We start from the raw sequence: 21,412 nt of genomic DNA on the forward strand, positions 1-21,412 counted from the left end.
CTATACCCCCCCTGCAGCCAGCGTGCTGTGCATCTCTGTGGCAAACTGTTTTTGATACAATCTGGTGTAAACGCCGCCTTGTGCAAGCAAATCGTAGTGTGTACCTCGTTCTACAATTTGTCCTTGCTCCAAAACAAGCACTTCATCCGCGTCTTTTATCGTAGACAGTCGATGAGCAATGACGAGAACACTCCGATTTTTCATCACATTTTCCAACGCTTCCTGGACCAAAGCTTCCGATTCTGTATCTAAGGCAGACGTTGGTTCATCCAGCAGAAGAATCGGGGCGTCCTTCAAAATCGCTCGGGCAATCGCGATACGCTGTTTCTGTCCTCCGGATAAACGAGAGCCTCGTTCTCCCACTTTTGTTTGATATCCTTGCGGCAGCTCCATGATGAAGTCATGCGCATTGGCCGCTTTTGCCGCTGCAATGATCTCGTCTTGTGTCGCATGAATGCGTCCATACGAGATATTTTCTGCAATAGATACGGGGAATAGCGTCGTATCCTGAGAAACCATGGAAAGATAGCTCCGCATGTCCGTCATATTCCAATCAGTCATGGAATGCCCGAAAACATTCAGTCTTCCGTTGCCCGGCTCCATTGGATAAAACCCGCACAGCAATTTCATGATGGTACTCTTTCCACTCCCGCTGGCGCCTACTAAAGCAACGATCTTGCTCGGATGTAACGTAAAGCTAACGTTATCAAGAATCCTTGCCTGATCGTAGGCAAACGTAACGTTTTCAAACTGTACAGGAATCGCCTCTGGATCAACAGGAATTTCAGGCTGATCATTTTGTTCGACTGGCTGTGTAAAAATTTCTTGCAGTCGCTTTGCCGCACCTGATGTCTCTTGTACTTGGGCAAACAAAACGGGTGCGAGTGAAAGTGGTTCGATAATAAAGTGAAGCAAATAGCTGAAGATGACCAAGCTGCCCAGATCCAATTCTCCCGCCTGAATCAAGTACCCACCATAAGCGACAAAAAACAGGATTGGGGAAGAAAACAATAAAATCCCTGGTGCCGTCATCCACGCGCGTTTTTTCTCTGCCTGGAACGCATTTTTCAATACCTGCTTCATACCCGCATGGTATTTACGATACAGAACGCCTTCCAATTGAAAAGCTTTGACCATGTGAATCCCGGAAAGCGTATCCTGAGCGATGGCGTTCGTTTGACCCAGATGGTCCTGCATTTGCTCCGAATATTTTTGAAGCGGTCTGCTCATCCACCCTGTGATAGCGATGGCAACGGGAAGGATTGCGACGCTGAAGATGATTAACTTCCAATTGATCGTCAACAACAGTCCAAGAGCTCCCACAAAAACAACTGGCAAATAAAAAAGCTGGAAAAAATGCTTTTGCAAAAAGCTTTGCAAGATTTGGGCGTCTGTTGTTAAGCGAGAAACGAGATCGCCGGAATGATATTTATCCATGGTGGACATGGGAACTTTTTCGAGATGAGAAGCCATGCTGTTTTTCAAATCTCTCATGGCTCTTGAACTGAATCTAGCTGCCGAATACGTGATGAAATATTTTGAGAGAAAACCGACGATGGTCAGACAAAAAATGATGAGAGCAATACTGACCAGCTTGTCGAAGTTGTTCGTATGTTCGACCATGGTTTTGATCAGGATTCCCATCCAAATGTTTGCCACAGCCACAAGAAGCGAGGCAATGATACAGATTATGACCCAACCTCGATAAGGCTTTACATATGAGAGTACCCAGCCAAACACGGGCGCTTTCTTTCTGTGCTGAGCTTGCTTGGTAAAAATCATTTGCTGCTCCTCTCCAAGGATGTAATGGATGAACTCCCCTTGGAAAACGTGTTCCCAAGGGGAATCATCACAAAGCCGCGACCTTATTTCAGAATGAACAGCTCTTGCAGGATGTCTCGGAGGATGGAGGCATTCATAGACACGTAATTTCCTCCCAGCATTCTGGAGTGGATTCCGTACCCTTCGTACGTCATCAGTCGTTTCGTAGCCTGTGCCCAAGCGGCTTCATTCCATTTGACTGCGACTAGATCTTCCTCGCCCGATTCCAGCTCTGATTGAATGAGATGGATCTCTGCGTTCGTTGCACCCGTATTGATCAATTGATTGTGGTGCATGACGTAGCTGACCGTTTTTCGAATGAAGCTTTGCTTGACGAATTCATTGGCAGCGTACAAATTGAAGTCTTCTTGTGTCATGTTGAACATCTCGATGTTTTCTCCAATTTCGGCAAATAACTGGGCAATGTCACTCTCTGTTTCCGCCAGAGTCCTTTCCATCACCTTGTCTTTCCAGTATGAATCGAACAAGATGAGGTCGGTCACGACATATCCTTGGTTCTCCAGTTCTTTTGCAACATCAAACGCCAGATTGCCTCCTGATGAATATCCCATGAGCGTATACGGACCTTTTGGATCAATCGCCACGATGGCTTCGATGTACTGCTCAAGTCGATTGTCTTCTTCGATAAAATCAAAGCTATGCAGGGAAACGCCCTTGATTTCATCAGCAAGCTTCTGGTAATAGACGCTCTGGGCACCAATTGGCGTAAAGCAGAATACCTTTCTAGCCGTCTCTTCATTTAAGAGAATGGCTCTTCCGGAGTTGCCCTCAAAGTTCTTGTTCGTGATGAAATCCGCTACCTTCTCAATGGTTGGATGCTGGAAAATGAGGTTCAACGGCAGTTCAATCTGCATGTACTCATACACCTTTGCAACCAGCAACGTTGCTTTCAAGGAATGTCCACCCAGTTCAAAGAAATGGTCAGTAATGCCGATCGGTTCGATTCCCAAAACTTCCTGCCAAATGGATGCCAATTGATGCTCAGTCGCAGTTCTTGGTGCCACGAACTCACGTGTGGTCGCATCTGATGACTGTGGCTTCGGTAACGCTTTGCGATCCACTTTTCCATTGGCCGAAAGCGGCAGTTGATCCAACTGGACAAAATAGCTTGGAACCATGTACGCAGGCAGTTCCTTCGCCAGATGCCTTCTCAGCTCAGAAACGGATACCTCTGCTGCTGGAACAAGATACGCGCAAAGATATTGTCCGGCCGTTACGTCATCCTCATGCACAACCACCACTGCTTGATCGATGCCATCGTAAGCAAGTATGGTGCTCTCGATTTCCCCTATCTCGATGCGGTACCCTCTCACCTTCACCTGTTCGTCAGCCCTACCGATATAATCGATCGTGCCATCTGTCCGCCATTTCACCAAGTCACCTGTTTTGTACATGAGCTCTCCTGGGACAAACGGATTCGGAACGAACTTCTCTTGTGTGAGCTCTGATTTATTCAAATAACCTCTTGCAAGTCCGGGTCCTCCGATGCATAGCTCTCCCACTACGCCGATCGGTTGCAAGTGATGTTGTGTATCTACGATGTAAACCTGTACATTGGCTAGCGGTCGCCCAATCGTGATGTCTTGCCCTGCTTCGATCGAACGAGAGATGGTAGTGACGACGCTGTTTTCTGTCGGACCGTATTCATTGTTGATCTCGATTGCTGGATGTTTTTCTTTCGTTTTTTGCACAAGCTGAGCAGGTAGTTTCTCGCCTCCCAATGTTACGCAACGCAGAGGAGTGAAATCTGCAGCAGTTGAGCAATCCAGAATCGCTTGGAACAGACTCGGTACACCGTAATAATGTGTGACTCCCGTTGAGGCAATCAGCTTTTTCAGCGCTACTGGATCTTTGGCTTCTTCCTCTCTCGGCAAGACGCAACTAGCACCACCGAGAAGCGGAGCGAACAAGCTGGCTACAAACCCATCGAAGGCAAAAGAGAATACCTGCAACGCCTTGTCACCCGGTCCGAATCCATACTCATCTTTTCTCCACTGCAAGCAATTGACGATTCCCTGATGTGGAATCATGACGCCCTTCGGCTTACCGGTCGTCCCCGATGTATAGATCACATAGGCGAGATCAGTCGGTTGATTGAGTGATGCGAGATTGGCGCCATCCATCTCGACGTCATGCTCTGCGTTCAGATCGAGCCAATCAAGCCCGCTCGACACGCGAGACAATAGTTCTGACAGATGAGACTGGCAGAGAAGCAGTGCTGCGTCGCTGTCCTCCAGCAAGTACTGAATGCGTTCTTGCGGATACGCCGGGTCGATCGGAACATACGCACCGCCTGCCTTTAAAATACCGAGGATGCCAATGATCATCTCTGGTGAACGCTCCGCCATGACTGCTACAAGACGATCAGGTCCAATTCCTTTGGTGCGCAGAACCCTTGCCAGTCTGTTGGCTCGTTCATTGAGCTCGCTGTACGTCAGTGACAGACCGTTAAAGAGAATAGCTTCCTGATCTGGCGTCTTCACAACTTGCTCTTCGAATAATTGATGCAGCGTTTTGTCTTGTACATAGCTGACAGCTGTATCATTGAAATGCTCGAAAATTTGCTGCTTCTCCTCCGCCCTGAGCATGTCGATTTCACTCAAGCGGATATGCGGATTTTGCACAACGATTTGGGCAATAGCCATGAAGTGGTTGCTTAACCGTTCAATCGTCTCTCTCGTAAACAAGCTTGTGCTGTACTCCACGCCAATGCTAATCTCTTCACGCTCTTCTGTGGCAATCAGCGTCAAATCGAATTTGGAATGGTTGCCAGCCTGATCAGTCATGAAAGGAGCAAGTGTCAATCCGAGCAGATCGATGGAATCATCCGTGTTGTTCTGCACAGTAAACATAGTGTCAAAGAGCGGGTTTCTGCTTAAGTCTCGCGGAATGTCGAGTTTTTCCACCAGCTCCTCAAACGGATAATCCTGATGGGCGTAAGCGTCTAATGCATTCTGCTTGACTTCCAGCAACAACTCGGTGAATGTTTTCCCAGCATGCGGCTTGTTTCTCATCGCCAATGTGTTTACAAACATACCGACGATTGGTTCCAAATCAGCATGGGATCTGCCTGTAATCGGCGTTCCGACGATGATATCCTCCTGCCCGGAATACTTGGAAAGCAGTACGTTGTACGTCGCAAGGAGCACCATGTACAGCGTCGTTCCCGTTTCTCGAGCCAGCTGGTTCAAGCCTTCCATGAGTTGTTTACCCGTTCCGATGGTAAACTGATCCCCTGCGAAATTTTGAATGCTTGGTCGGGTGAAATCCGTTTGCAGGTTTAGTACTGGAATTTCGTCTGCAAACACTTGTGCCCAGTGCTCTTCTTGCTTGTTGAAAGCATCGGATTGGAAAAGCTCCTGTTGCCATACGGAGAAGTCCTTGTACTGGATTCGCAGTTCTGGCAAAACGTCCCCTTGGTACAGCTGCACTAAATCTGTCAGGAGAATACCAGAAGATACACCGTCGGAAATGCTATGATGCATGTCGGTAAAGAGCACATGACGATCTTCTCCGATTTGCAGCAGACGGACGCGAAGCAACGGCGCTACTCCCAGATCGAATGGCTGAACGAGGGTTGAAAGGACCTCTTGTGCCTGGTCTTCTGTGATCGTTGTATACGAAAGTTCAAAAGAAACTTCCTCGTGAACCTTCTGAACAGGTTCTCCATTTACAACGGCAAAAGACGTACGAAGACTCTCATGTCGCTCTATCAGCTGCTTGAACGCTGTCTCTAATCGTTCCGGTTCCAGCTTCCCTTCGATCAGCATGGTCGAAGGCATATTGTAGCTAATACCGACCCCTTCAAATTGATGGAGGATATACATGCGCTTTTGAGCCGATGAAACAGGATAATACTCTTGCGCAGGTGCTGGTTGAATCGAAATGACATATCCTCTTGCTGTCTCTTCGATGTGTGCAGCCAACTGTTGAATCGTCGGTTTTTCGAACAAAACACGAAGCGGAATATCGACTTGATATTCGTTATGCATGCTCGAAATCACACTCATCGCACGCAGGGAGTGACCGCCAATTGCAAAGAAATCATCCAGAATCCCTACTTGCTCCATATTCAGCACTTGCTCCCATACGCGGGCCAATTGCGCTTCCAACTCCGTACGAGGTGCTACATACTCCGTCGTTCTAAGCATGGATACATCTGGCGCCGGCAAGGAACGTCTGTCGATCTTCCCATTTGCGGTTAGCGGCAGCGCTTCAAGCGTTACGAAATACGATGGAATCATCGCTTGAGGCAAATCTTTTAGCAATTCCTGGCGTATTTGTGCTGTGTCGATCTCGTGCTCTGCCACCATGTACGCGCATAAATACTTTTCTTGTCTGTGATCCTCTCTTGCGATGACAACTGCTTCCAAGATTCCGTCCAGCTTGCGTAGCTGTGTCTCGATTTCGCCCAGCTCGATACGGACACCCCTGATTTTCACTTGATGATCGTTACGACCCAAGAATTCCACATTGCCATCCGCGCGCCACTTCGCCAAATCACCCGAACGATACAGCAGCTCACCTGGCGCGAAAGGATTCGGTACGAACTTCTCCAGTGTTAGATCAGGTCTGTTCAAATATCCGCGAGCGACCCCTGCTCCACCGATGCACAACTCACCCACGACTCCAACAGGCTGAAGATTCAATTGTTGATCCATCACATACATCTGCATATTCGGCAGCGGTTTTCCGATCGGTACCGTTCCCGAGCGAATGGATGAGACATCGGTTTCTTCGTAATAGCTGGAATCGATGCACGCCTCTGTTACCCCATAACTGTTAACAATGCGTAACGAATGGCTGAATCTCGTCAGCAAAGTCTTGAAGTCTTCTGCTGGACAACTGTCTGCTCCGAGAATCAGGAGCTGCATCTGACTGATGTCGAGCTTGTTTTCGTAAATGTAATGCATCAATGGCATGATCAAAGCTGGTGTCGCTTCGAAAATAGTGATTTCATACCGCTTGATGATTTCGTACAAGGAAGCAGGGTCCATTTTAACCTCATTCGGGCAAATGACCAGCTGCCCTCCTGTGAGCAATGCTCTGGCAAAATCGCCAGTCGATACGTCGAAGGCGAAGCTCGCCATTTGCAGCAAGCGAACCGGGAAGGTGTCCAAGTGATACTCATCCTGCCAGGCAAACGCGACATTGGCATAGCTCCGGTGTTCGATCACGACCCCTTTTGGCTTGCCAGTCGTACCAGAAGTATAAATGATGTAAGCCGCCTGTTCCGGCAGTGCCACAGGCTCCAGATTGCTCGCTTCTCCCTGGTACAGCCCCTCTGCATCCAGATAGAGAGTCTCGTGAGGGAATGCAAGCTGCGTATTCAACTTTTGCAAGGTAAGGAACAGCTTCGCATCGCTATCTTCCAAAATGAATGTTTGACGCTCCAATGGATAGTCTGGATCAATCGGAACGTAGGCGCCGCCGGCCTTCAAAATACCGAGCGTCCCTACTACCATGTGCAACGAGCGGTCTACCATGATGCCGACCGTGCTCTCTGGCTTGACTCCCTTTTGGCGCAAAACACGTGCGAGCTGGTTTGCTTTTTCATTTAATTCCCGATACGTTAGCTGTTCATCCTCGAAGATGACAGCTACCTGGTTCGGTGTTTTTTCGACCTGCTCTTCGAATAGCTCCTGGAATGTTTTATTCGTTGGATAAGCGGCTTTTGTTGCATTGAAATCATGCAGCATTTGCTCCATCTCATCTTTTGACAAAACACTGAACTCTGCCAGCTTGCTATCTGGATTCGCGATGATCGTCTTTAGGAGGTTGACGTAATGAGTTGCCATGCGATCAATCGATTCTTTTGCAAACAACTTCGTGCAATAGCTGAACTGCACGAGAAGCTCATCCTGTTGTTCCATTGCATCCAAAGCGATATCGAATTTCGCGATATTTCCATCTACCGGGTAAGGAGACATGTTGAGTCCTGCAATTTCTAATGCAGATGAGTCCGCAAGCCCCAGACTGAACATCGTATCGAACAGTGGATTTCGGCTCAGATCGCGCCGCACTTGCAGCTTATCTACGAGATGTTCAAACGGATAATCCTGATGTTCAAACGCATGTAGCGCATTCTGTCTCACGTCACCCAAAAACTCGCGGAAGGTCAGGTTGCCTCCTGCCACATTTTTCAAAGCAAGCGTGTTGACGAACATGCCGACGATTCGTTCCACATCTGCGTGGGATCGACCTGCGATCGGTGTGCCGACTACGATTTCTTCCTGTCCTGCGTATTTGGACAGCAGCACATTGTAGGCTGCCAAAAGCACCATGAACAGTGTGGAGCCTGTATTTGCAGCGAGTTGTCTTAATTCCACAAGCAATTCATTTCCTGTACCGATCGCTACTGTGTCGCCTTCGAAGCTTTGAACAGTAGGTCTTGGGAAGTCATTTGGCAGGTTGAGTAACGGGATCTCCCCTGCAAAGACATTCGTCCAATAATCCTCCTGTTTTTGGAAACGCTCAGACTGGGACAGTTTTGTTTGCCAAGCAGCAAAATCTTTATACTGAATGCGCATGTCAGGGAGCTGCTTTTCTTCGTACAAGCTCGCAAACTCCTTGGCGATGACTGCAAGCGATACACCATCCGAGATAATGTGGTGCATATCCATGAAGAACAAATGTCGTTCTGCTCCCAGTTTGATCAAGTCAACCCGGAACAACGGAGCCACTTCCAGATCAAACGGCTGGACCAACTCCTGAATGCGTTGCTCTACTTGGTCTTCTGTCGCCTCGGAAATACCGATGAGAAGTGCGACATCCTCATGTACTCGTTGTACGGGTTCCCCGTTTATCGAATGGAAGGATGTTCGCAAGGATTCGTGTCGTTTTACCAGTGTTCGAATCGCATGTTCAAAGCGTTCGTAATCCAGATGGCCATCTATTATCAGCACATTTGGCACGTTGTAGCTAATCCCGCTTCCTTCAAACTCATGCAGGATGTACATTCTTTTTTGTGCGAACGAGACTGGATAATAATCTGCTTGCTCTACTGGTTCAATGGTCTCGAACTGTTCAATCTCACTCGCGGTGATATACCCAGCCAGTTCATGGATCGTAGGAGATTCAAACAGTGCTTTTAACGGAAGCTCAACCTGAAATGCTTTGTGCACCTGCGTGATCACATTCATGGCTTTCAGGGAATGTCCGCCCAGTTCAAAGAAGTTGTCGTGAATGCCTATCGCATGAATACCCAGTACCTCTTGCCAAATTTCAGCCAGCTTCGTCTCAGTCGCATTTTGTGGAGCGACATATGTGGAGCTTTGAACCCGATCACCATTTGGTTCCGGCAATGCTCTTCGATCGAGCTTTCCGTTTGCAGTCAAAGGCAGTTTATCCATTTGGACATAGAAGGCTGGCACCATGTAGCCTGGCAATTCTTTGGAAATCGCTTCTCTCAACTCTGCTGCGTCGAGTTCCGTTTCTGGAACAAAGTAAGCGCAGAGAGCTTTTTGGCCGTTCGTATCATCCATCACCGTAACGACAGCTTCTTTTACCTTTGCCAGATTGGTGAGAACGGTCTCGATTTCCCCAAGCTCGATCCGATAGCCTCTGATCTTTACCTGTTGGTCGATACGTCCCAAATACTCAATTGTTCCATCCGCCTTCCATCTCGCCAAATCCCCTGTGCGGTACATGGTTTCACCAGAAACAAACGGATTCGGAACAAACTTCTCGGCAGTCAATTCTGGCTTGTTCAAATAACCTCTGGCTACCCCGTCTCCACCTACGCACAATTCACCCGGCACCCCAATTGGCTGCGGCTGATTGTAGCGATCCACGATATACGTAGTGGAGTTCGTGATCGGCTTCCCAATCGGAATATTGTCTTCGAATTCCTTCTCAATCAAATAGCATGTAGAGAAAGTAGTGTTCTCTGTCGGGCCATATCCGTTCCAAATTTCCAGAGCGGGATGGGCGCTGTTAACTTTGTTGATGTGTCTCGGAGACAGTGCTTCGCCACCGACGATTAACGCACGCAAGCCATCAAACATCGCCGGGTTATCTTGCGAAAGCTGGTTAAACAGTGGTGAAGTTAACCACATCGTTGTAATCCGATTCTCTCGCAGGAAGCTGCCTAGCTTCTCCGCATCCAACAGAACATCCTTGGTAACCAGGAACAAGCTAGCACCATGCAACAGAGCTCCGAAAATCTCAAACGTCATGGCGTCGAAGCCAATAGCGCCCGTTTGAATCATGCGATCTTCTTCGCGTACTTGAACGTAATTCGTATTTTTCACCAATCGGGTGACATTGCGATGCTCGACCATGACCCCTTTTGGTTTGCCCGTTGAACCCGACGTGTACATCACATAGGCCAAGTCTTTGGCGTCATTGAAATTGGCCAGGTTGCTGGCATCTTCTTTCTCCAGGCTCTCGTCTTCCAAAATGATTGGAATGAGACCTTCTTCGACGAGATGCAACAGATGTCTTTGAACAAGGACAACCTTCACGCCGCCATCTTCAAGCATGTAAGAAATGCGCTCGGATGGATGCTCTGGATCAATCCCCAGATAAGCGCCTCCCGCTTTGATGATCCCCATTATGCCTGTGATCATCTCGAGAGAACGATCGGCGATCAGTCCGACCACGGAATCCTTCCCGATTTCCTCACGGCGAAGAGCACTTGCGATCTGATTCGCTTTTTGGTTCAGCTCCCGATACGTCAGCATCTGTTCGTTCATCACAACTGCAGTATGCTCGGGCGTTCTTTCCACTTGCTCCTCGAACAGCTCTTGAATCGTGCCTTCGCGTGGATACGCGGCAAACGTATTGTTGAATGCAACAGTTACAAGGTGTTTTTCTTCCTTACCGAGCAAGTTGATTTGACGCAACGCCGATGTTTGGTCTGCAATGACTCCTCGCAGTACCTGGAGGAAATGACCTGCCATTCTTTCAATCGTGTCTCTTTGGAACAATTTCGTGGAGTACACGAGACCAAAATGAATTCCTGTCTCATCTTCATGCGCTTCCAGTGTGAGATCGAATTTAGCGTTGCCTTGCTGCCCATCTCCGGAGTAGGCTTCAAATTTCAGCCCATCCAGCTCATAAGCTTTTTTGTCCAGGTTTTGTAAAATAAACATGGTGTCAAACAGCGGGTTTCTGCTGAGATCCCTCTGGATTTCCAGTTTTTCGACCAGTGCTTCAAACGGATAATCCTGGTGGGCGTATGCTTGCAGCGTATTCTGTTTGACATCTTCCAAAAATGCCTGGAACGATTTCGTTCCGTCAGGGTAGTTACGCAAAGCCAATGTATTGACAAACATCCCCAAGACTTTTTCTACATCCGCATGAGATCTGCCAGCGATCGGCGTTCCCACTACGATGTCTTCTTGGCCGCTGTATTTGGAAAGGAGCACATTGTAAGCCGCTAGCAAGACCATAAACAGCGTGGTTTGGTTCTCATGAGCGAGCTTGTATAAATCGTCCATCAGCGTTTTGTCTGTTTGGAACGAAATGCAATCTCCCTCAAAGCTTTGAACCATCGGACGAGAATAATCGGCAGGCAGATTCAGTACCGGAATGTCACCCGCGAAGGACTTCAACCAGTAGTTCTCGTGCTTTGTATAGATGTCTGTTTGGAACAGCTCAGTCTGCCAGACAGCAAAATCTTTGTATTGAACAGCAAGCTCTGGCAAATTTTCGTTCCGATACAGCTTCGAGAATTCTTCCATGATGATTCCGACAGAGACTCCATCCGAAATGATGTGATGCATATCCATCAGGAAGAGATGCCGCTTCTCTCCCAAGCTGAAGAGTCCGACCCTCAACAACGGAGCCTTCTGTAGATCAAATGCTTGCACAAATGCTTCGATGGTTTGCTCGACTTGGTCTTCCGTCAAATCCTCATAGCGCACATCCAGTTCGACTGCCTCATGTACACGCTGAACAGGCTCGCCATTCACTGTGTGGAAGGATGTTCGCAACGATTCGTGTCGATTAACTAGCCCATGTATCGCGGTTTCAAAGCGTGCACGATCCAGATCGCCTTCGATATACATCACGCTTGGCATGTTATAGACTGTGCCGGTGCCTTCAAACTGGCGCAGGACAAACATCCTTTTTTGTGCAGAGGAAACAGGATAATACGCTTGCCGCGGTACAGGCTGAATCGGTACATGTGTGTCTTTTCCACTTGTCTCGATATACTGGGCCAATGCCTGGATGGTAGGTGTCGCAAAGAGTACTCTGAGTGGAAGCTCGACTTGATACTCTCGATGGATCTGTGCGGCGAGCGACATGGCTTTCAAGGAATGCCCACCTAGCTGGAAGAAGTTGTCGAGAACACCAATGTCGTTTACCCCAAGCACACGTTCCCAAATCTCTACCAGACTGCTTTCCACAGGACTTGCTGGAGCCACATATTCTGCTCCCGTTACAGGTCTGCCTTCTGGTTTTGGCAAGGCTTTCCTGTCGATCTTTCCATTAGGCGTAAGCGGGAGAAGATCGAGCTGGACCAAGTGCGCAGGAATCATGTAAGACGGCAAGCTTTGAGACAGATACGACCACAGACTCGAGACTTCAAGCTTTTCTTCTGCCGTGTAATAAGCAGCAAGCGACGATTGGCCCTGTTGGTCCTCATGGACAATCACAACTGCCGAAGTCAGCTTTTCAAAGGAGAGCATAACCGACTCAATCTCGCCGATTTCAATCCGATATCCCCTTACTTTTACTTGTTCATCTAAGCGACCGACAAATTCAATCGTTCCGTCAGGGAGCCACTTTCCAAGATCGCCAGTCTTGTACATGCGATCGCCTTCCAAATAAGGATGGGAAACGAACTTCTCTGCTGTGAGTTCCGGCTTGTTCCAATATCCACGTGCCAAACCGTGGCCACCGATGCAAATTTCCCCGACGACGCCGATTGGCTGTAGCTGATGGAATTTGTCCACGATATAGATGCTGGTATTAGCAATGGGACGTCCGATCGTTATCGCAGAATCCAGTTGCGAAATTCGCTGCCAGGTGGCGACGACGCTGCTTTCAGTCGGACCGTATTCATTGACGATGACCAATTGCGGATTGTGCTGATTGCTCTTCTCAACGAGCTGAGCAGATACTTTTTCGCCCCCAAGTGTGACTGTTTGTAGAGAACTGATATCCGCAGCAGAACTGCATTCCAATATAGCTTGGAACAAACTTGGCACGCATGTCATTTGGGTGCATCTCGCAGCTGCAATGAGGTTTCTGAGAGATACAGGGTCTTTGGCTTCATCATCCTTCGCCAAGACAACGGTTGACCCGGAAAGGATCGGTGTAAAGAAGGAAAGAACAAAGGCATCAAACGCAAAGGATAGGGGCACCAGACTTCTATCATCGACGCTAAACTGATACTCCTCTTTCTTCCACAACACGCTGTTGACAATGCCACGATGCTCGATCATTACTCCTTTTGGCTTGCCTGTTGTCCCTGATGTATAGATGACATAAGCCAAATCGGAAGCGGTTTGAATCGGCTCGAGATTCGAACAATTGGGAGAATAGTTCTTCTCCTCCTCTAGGTACAAGCATTCCACGCTCACACTAGAAGCTAGCTTAGCTCCAAGATGTTTTTGGGTAAGCACGAGACGGGCTTCGCAATCCTCCAGCATGTAGGCTACACGATCTTCCGGATATTCAGGATCGATCGGCACGTAGGCTCCACCTGCTTTCAAAATGGCCATGATTCCCACAACCATTTCCACAGAACGGTTTGCCATGATTCCTACGAACTGGTTAGCCTTTACTCCCCGTTCACGCAAGGTAACGGCAAGCTGATTTGCTCGCTCATTCAATTCGTGATAGGACATCTGCTTATCGCCGATTTCCACCGCAGCAATCTGTGGTGTTTTTTCCACTTGCTCCTCAAATAGCTCATGGAGTGTCTTGTTCTGCGGATATTCCTTATGCGTATGGTTGAATTCTACTAATAAGCGATGCTTTTCTTCATCGGAAAGCATCGTGATTTCAGACAAGGTAATGGCTTGTTGCTCAATAACGGCATGAAGGATTCGGATGAAATGTACCGCTATTTTTTCAATTGTTTTTCGTGTAAACAATTTGGTGCAGTAATCAAGACTAAAGACAATCTCCTCATCTTCTTCATACGCCTCTAATGACAGATCAAACTTGGCCTGATTCACTTCTGCCATATAAGGTGTAAACGTCAGTTGCTCCATTTCGAACGGCTTTTGATCCATATTTTGCAAGATAAATACGGTGTCAAACAAAGGATTGCGGCTCAGATCCCGTTGAATGTTCAGCTTATCGATCAGCTCATCCAGTGGGTAATCCTGATTCTCAAAGGCTTTCAGCGTATTGTTTTTCACTTCTGCCAAAAAGCTAAGGAAGGTCTTATCCCCCACAGGCTCGTTTCGCAAAGCCAGTGTATTGACAAACATACCGATGATCGAATCCGTTTCTGCATGGGACCTGCCAGCAGTAGGCGCACCGACAATAATGTCCTCTTGTCCAGCGTATTTGGAGAGAAGTACATTGTAGGCAGCCAAGAGAACCATGTAGAGCGTAGCTCCTGTACCATGGGCAAGTCGATTCAATTCTTTTTTCAAAAGGGCACCAGAGCTGAAAACAAATCGCTCACCCTCGAAGCTTTTCACAGTAGGTCTCGGATAATCCGTTGCAAGATTCAATACAGGAATTTCTCCCGTAAAAGTATCGATCCAATAGGCTTCCTGCGCAGCAAACTCTTCTCTCTCGAACCATTGATTCTGCCAATGGGCAAAGTCCTTGTACTGAATGCTCAGTTCTGGCAGCTCTTCCCCGTGGTAAAGCTGAGCAAGCTCTTGAACAAGAATGCCAATAGATACACCATCCACCACAATATGGTGCAAATCCAGCATGAAAAGATGGCGTTCCGGATTCAGTTTGACCAGTCCAGCGCGAATCAGAGGAGCTTTTTCCAAATCAAACGGTTGAATAAATTGCTCGACGATTTGTTTAAGCTCTCCCTCTGTTGACTCCATCAACGAGATTTCCAGCTCGACATCTTCATGTACACGCTGAACAGTCTCTCCTTTCATGGAGTGGAACGAGGTACGCAGAGATTCATGACGTCTCACCAGACTCTTGAGCGCTTGCTGCAAACGCGCTGTATCCAGCTTGCCATCGATGTACAGGATACCCGGCATGTTGTAGCTGATGCCTGCACCTTCCATTTGTCGGAGAATAAACATTCTCTTTTGTGCAGAAGACACCGAGTAATACTCCTGCTTTTGGACAGGTTCAATCGTCGTATACTTGCCTTTGCTAGCAGTCGCGATGTATAACGACAAGTCAGCGATCGTAGGCGATTCAAACAGTGTTTTCAACGGCACATCTACTTGAAGGGTGCGATGGATCAAAGAGATGACGTTCATCGCCTTCAAAGAGTGTCCGCCCAACTCGAAGAAATGATCGTGGATCCCGATTTCGTTCACGCCAAGTACACTTTGCCAAATATCTGCGAGCGTGGCTTCCACTTCATTGCGCGGCGCTACATACACGGTTTCAGATGAAGATGCTCCCTCAGGTTGAGGCAATGCTTTGCGATCTACCTTGCCATTTGCCGTGAGCGGCAGCTTCTCCAAATAAACAAAATAAGAAGGAACCATATAAGATGGCAAATGGGATGCCATGTAAGCTCTCAGGTCGGCTGTCTTGATTTCCTGATCGGAAACGATATAGGCGTACAAGTTGTTTTGCCCTTTTTCATCTGGACGAGCAAGGACAATGGCCGTTTTTATCCATTCATGCTGCAAAAGCCTTGCTTCGATCTCACCCAGTTCGATCCGGTGGCCTCTGATTTTGACCTGATGGTCGATGCGTCCGAGATATTCCACGTTGCCGCAGGCTAGGTACCTAACCATGTCGCCAGTACGGTACATCCTGCTATCCGGTTCAAACGGATTGTCAATGAAGCTGGCTGCTGTCAGTTCTTCACGATTCCAGTAACCGCGGGCCAAACCATCGCCAGCAATGCACAGTTCCCCTGCTACCCCTACAGGCTGGAGCTGGTTGCTCACATTTACGACGTACAAACGGACGTTATCAATCGGTTTGCCAATGGGAATCACGCCATACTCCGGCAAACGAGGGCAAATCCAGTATGTCGCATCAATCGTGGACTCGGTTGGGCCATAGAGGTTAACCAACTGTGCCGTTTGAGTCTCGTAAAAGCGCGAAACAAGTGCAGGTGTCAATGCTTCTCCACCGCAGAAAACGCGTTGCAAGCTCGTGCAAGAGCTCCATGCCGGTTCGGTCATGATCAGGTCCAGCAAGGAAGGAACCATCTGTAATGTCGTGATCTTCTCCTCGCTGATCATGCGAGTCATGTACTCGATGTCACGATGTCCGTCTGGCTTTGCAAGTACCAGGCGTCCCCCTGTGATCAGTGGCAAATAAAATTCCCATACGGAAGCATCGAAGGAAAACGGCGTTTTTTGCAAGACAGCATCCTCTGTAGTCAGTGGGAAGGCATTCTTCATCCAAAGCATGTGATTGCAAATCGCTTGATGCGCGATCATAACCCCTTTGGGATTTCCGGTCGATCCAGATGTATAGATGACATAGGCCAAGTCATCCCGGCCAGAGACATGGTCAAGATTGGTGTCGTCACCTGCATAAATCGCTTCATCATCTACGTCGATGATTTCTCCTGCATACTCTACTGTTTCTTTCAAATGACGCTGTGTCAGTAGAATCGGAGCTTTGCTGTCGCTGAGCATGTATTGGATTCTTTCTGGCGGGTAAGTAGGATCAATTGGCGTATACGCGCCACCTGCTTTTAACACGGCCAACATGCTCACGACCATCCCGATAGAACGGTCTACCATAATTCCGATCAACGTATCTGGTTGCGTTCCTTTACTCCGCAGCAAACGAGCTACTTGATTGGCTCGGGCGTTCAACTGTCGATAGGTCAAGGTGTATCCGTCATAGGCTACAGCTACTTGATCTGGCGTAAGCAATACTTGCTCTTCAAACAATTGGTGCAAAACCTGATCAGCGGAACGTTCGACAAAAGTATCGTTGACATTCAGCATGAGAGCACGTTTTTCTGCTTCTGTCATCATGTCGATTTCTGCTAACTTGGCATTCGGTTGTGCACTAAGGGTACGCAGGATTTCCAGATAATGATGGGCCATTCTTTGGATGGTTTCTTTCTTGAATAGCTTCGTTCCAAATGCGAATTGGAATTGAATGTCAGATTGCGATTCACTCGCATTCAAAGCAAGATCGAACTTTGAAATTTTGTTAAATATCTCATACGGAGCTGCTGTCAGTTGCTCGATTTCCAGCGATTGCTGATTCGCATTTTCTAAAGAAAACATGGTGTCAAACAAAGGATTTCGGCTAATGTCACGTTGAATGGCCAGCTTTTCCACCAGCTCTTCAAATGGATAATCCTGATTGTCATAGGCCGCTAGCGCATTTTGTTTCACTTCTTGCAAGAAGTGGGTAAAGGTTTTGTCGCTCGCAGGATGATTTCTCATGGCCAACGTATTTACAAAGATCCCCATGATGTTTTCCACATCGGCATGAGAACGACCAGCGACAGGCGTACCCACAATGATATCCTCTTGGCCGGAATACTTAGACAGCAGTACATGGTAAGCCGCGAGCAAGACCATATACAGGGTTGTACCCGTATCTGCTGCTACCTTGCGCAAACGCTCGGTCAATTCTTTTCCTGTATCAAAAAGAACAAGATCCCCTTCAAAGCTTTGAATGGTTGGACGCGGATAATCAGTCGGCAGATTGAGCAAAGGAATTTCATCAGCAAACGTATTCAACCAGTGGAGCTCCTGCTTCTTGTACACGTCCGTCTGGTACAGCTCATTTTGCCAGGCAGCGAAATCCTTGTATTGGAGAGAAAGAGGCTGCAAGCCTTCCCCTTGGTACAACTTGGCAAATTCACTCAACAAAATTTGGGATGAAACACCGTCCGAGATGATATGGTGCATGTCGAGCAGGAACAAATGACGGTCTTTGCCCAACTTGACCAAGCCTGTTCGAATCAACGGAGCGATTCCAAGATCAAATGGACGGACAAAATCGCGCATGATCTGCTCCGCCTGGTCTTCCGTTGACTTCAGCATCAGGGTTGGTACTTCTACCTCATCATGCACTTTCTGTACAGGCTCACCATCGATACGGTGGAAGGAGGTGCGCAAGGCTTCATGGCGCTCCGCCAGTCGTTGGACCGTGCTAGCAAAACGATTGTAATCCAGCTTTCCTTCTAGCAACATTGCTCCCGAAATGTTATAGCTGATGCCACTTCCTTCAAATTGCTGAAGGATGTACATTCTTTTTTGAGCAGAAGATACGGGATAAAATTCTTTTACCTCAACCGGTTGAATGGCTGTGTACTTGCTTTTCCCCGATTTCGAGATAAAAGCAGCGAGCTGAGATACGGTCGGATTCTCGAACAGTGCCTTTACTGGCAAATCCACTTCCAACGCTTTAGAGACTTGAAAGATGACTGTCATAGCCTTCAGTGAATGTCCGCCCAAATCAAAGAAATGATCGTGAACGCCTACTCGGCTAACCCCCAGGGCCTGCTGCCAAATTTCAGCCAATTTTGTTTCCGTTTCATTCTGAGGAGCAACGTACGCTGTTCCCGTTACAACTGCACCGTCAGGCTTCGGCAATTTCTTCCGCTCTACTTTTCCATTGGCTGTCAGCGGAATTTCCTCCAAACGGACAAAGAAGGACGGGATCATGTAGGAAGGAAGTGTACTTCCCAGATGCTCTCTCAACTCCGATACGGTCAACTCCTGCTCGGAAACAATGTAGGCATACAGCACATTTTGACCACTGTCATCCTTGTCAGCGATGACAACGGCTTCCTTGATCCATTCATGCTGCGTCAAACGCGTCTCAATTTCGCCCATCTCAATCCTATGCCCACGAATTTTGACTTGATGGTCGATTCTTCCCAAGTATTCCATATTGCCGTCGGGCAGCCATTTCGCCAGATCGCCAGTTCGATACATTTTGGTCCCCGGACGGAACGGATTATCAATGAACTTTTCCTGAGTCAGATCTGGTCTATTAAAATATCCTTTGGCTACGCCATCTCCAGATATATACATCTCGCCAATGGAGCCAACGGGTATTGGCTGCATAGAGGAATCGAGCAAATAAAGCTGGACGTTGTCTGCAGGGACTCCGATTGGTACCGATTCTTGGATGGGTTTTTTAGGGTCATACAAATAAATCATGCAGCCCACAACCGTTTCGGTAGGTCCATACTCATTGAAAATCTTGACATTCTGTCCAAAGTTCTCATAGATTCTCTTCGCCAATTGGGTTGGCAAGTTCTCACCACCGACAATAAAGCGTCGGATGCTGCTGTTTGTTCCATCTATTTCTTCAATCAGCTTCAAATGTGTTGGCGTCAGCTTGATGATTCCCACTTGATTATCTTGGATGATGTCTAAAATGACCTGTACTTTATCTGTTCCCCTGTAGACATAGATCGTATTGCCTGACAGAAGCGGCGTGAAGATCGAGGTGACAGTCAAATCAAACGAAATGGAAGAGTATAGCGGAAAGTCTACAGCTTCCCCTTGGACATACTCCTTGTTAGCCCACCATATGTAATTGACTAGACCTCGGTGGGTAATCATCGCGCCTTTTGGATTCCCCGTGGACCCGGAAGTATAAATCATGTACGCCAAATCGTCCGGTGTGCATGCTGTGTCAAGATCTGTACTGTCTCCTTCAAACATGGAAGGATTGTCTAGGTAGAGGATGTCACCTTCAAACTCGACTTTTTCTTGAAGATGAGACTGTGTCAAGAGAATCGTCGTCTGACTGTCATCCAGTAAATACTGAATTCTCTCTATCGGATACTCGGGATCAATCGGCAAATAGGCGCCGCCTGATTTTAGAACTGCCATAATAGCCACGATTAGCTCGAGTGAATGCTCCGCCATAATGGAGACGATACTGCCTTGGGTAATTCCTTTCCCACGCAGAGCTCTGGCCAACTGGTTGGAACGCTCCTGAAGCTCCCGATAAGTAAAGCGATCTTCACCGCAAACAACCGCAACTTTCGAAGGCGTCTGTCTTGCTTGCTCCGCGATCAGCTCGAAAATCATTTTGTCGCTTGGATAATCGGCGGTCGTGTCGTTATACGCTACCAGCAATTGCTGTTTTTCCTCATCCGTGATGATTCCGATATCTTCAAGCAGTACATTCGGATTGTGAATGACCTGCTCTATGATCGTTTTCAAGTGCCCTTCTACTCGGTTCATGAATGACTCCTCATAAACCGCTGCATTATAGCTCAACTTCACATACATCTCATTCGAAGGTGCAACCGCGACTACAACGTTAAAATCATAGGAGGTCTGTTCTTCCCCATTTTCCACGTTGAATTGAAAGCCTAAGGAATCCTCGAGATCATTCAAACCACTATCCGGGTAATTTTCATACGTTACCAAATGATCGATTAACTCCTGCTTCAGTACCGTCTTGCTCTGAATTTCGTACAGCGGAGCGAAATCATACGAAGCAGAAGCCAAGGCTTGCTTCTGAACTGTTTTTAGCAGCCCACTAAAGGTTAGTTTTTTATTCGTTTGTACGCGGGTTGGAATCGTGTTAATGAACAATCCAACCATGCTCTCAATCCCCTGGATCCCTGGCGGACGACCTGACACAACCGAACCAAATACCACATCGTCCGAATTTTTGTACTTGCTCGCCAAAATACCCCAAAGAGATTGAAACACGCTGCTCATCGTAGCCTGATTCTGATTGGCAATCTGCATCAGCTGCTGAGTCTTCTCAGGTGCGACGGTGAAAAGATTCTCCACATGGACATAATGGCCATCTTCCGCTACATTCTTCTTTTTAGGGAAATCAGCCTGATGGTCATAGCCTTCCAGGTAGTTCTGCCAGTAAGTAAGTGCTTCTTCTTTGTTTTGCTTATCCAGCCATTTGATGTATTCGCTGTATGGTTTGGTCGCTTCTCGCGGAACAGCCTCGCCTTTACGAATTGCGGCATAGTACCCGAGTAGCTTATGGAGCAACACTCCCAAAGACCAACCGTCGACGATGATATGGTGGAATGCCCAAACGAACTGATATTGGTTCTCCCCCGTTTGGAAAATGGCTGCTTTCATCAAGACGTCTTTCGTCAGCTCAAATGTATGATGCTGGCTGGTATACGCTTTTATGTATTCGTTCTGATCATCTATTGGCAAATGCGCAATGTTTTCGAAATGAACGGTAACTTTTCTCTCTTTAAAAACAACCTGTCGAGGTCGCTGCAGATTTTGATAAACAAACACAGTGCGCAAAACCTCATTGTTCTCTACGAGCTTGTTCATGCTCTCTTCAAAAATGGGCAGGTGAAAATCACCTTGGAGCTTTGCGGACATCTGCAGGCAGTAGGCGCTGCTGTCCGTATCTTTGACAGCATGAAACAACATACCCTCTTGCAATGGGGTTAACGGGTAAATTTTTGCAATATTCTCTTGCTTATTCATTCTGCACCTCAACTCTGTGATTTATCGATTTATAGAGGGTTCCTCCAATAAAAGCGAAATGACACAGCTTTTATTGGAGGAAT

General features: G+C 47.6%; 2 protein-coding genes. Both read right to left on the bottom strand.

Annotated features, from left to right (window positions below):
* A complete protein-coding gene (locus tag HPY27_RS06015; protein WP_174224575.1) occupies window positions 1-1,782 on the bottom strand; it encodes an ABC transporter ATP-binding protein in 1,782 nt (593 codons plus the stop codon).
* 83 nt (window positions 1,783-1,865) lie between these two features.
* Window positions 1,866-21,329, bottom strand: coding sequence for a tyrocidine non-ribosomal peptide synthetase TycC (tycC, locus tag HPY27_RS06020; protein WP_174224576.1), 19,464 nt, complete (start codon window positions 21,327-21,329; stop codon window positions 1,866-1,868).
* Window positions 21,330-21,412: the final 83 nt, after the last annotated feature.

Origin of the sequence: Brevibacillus sp. HB1.1, assembly GCF_013332445.1 — a bacterium.
GTDB lineage: Bacteria > Bacillota > Bacilli > Brevibacillales > Brevibacillaceae > Brevibacillus > Brevibacillus porteri.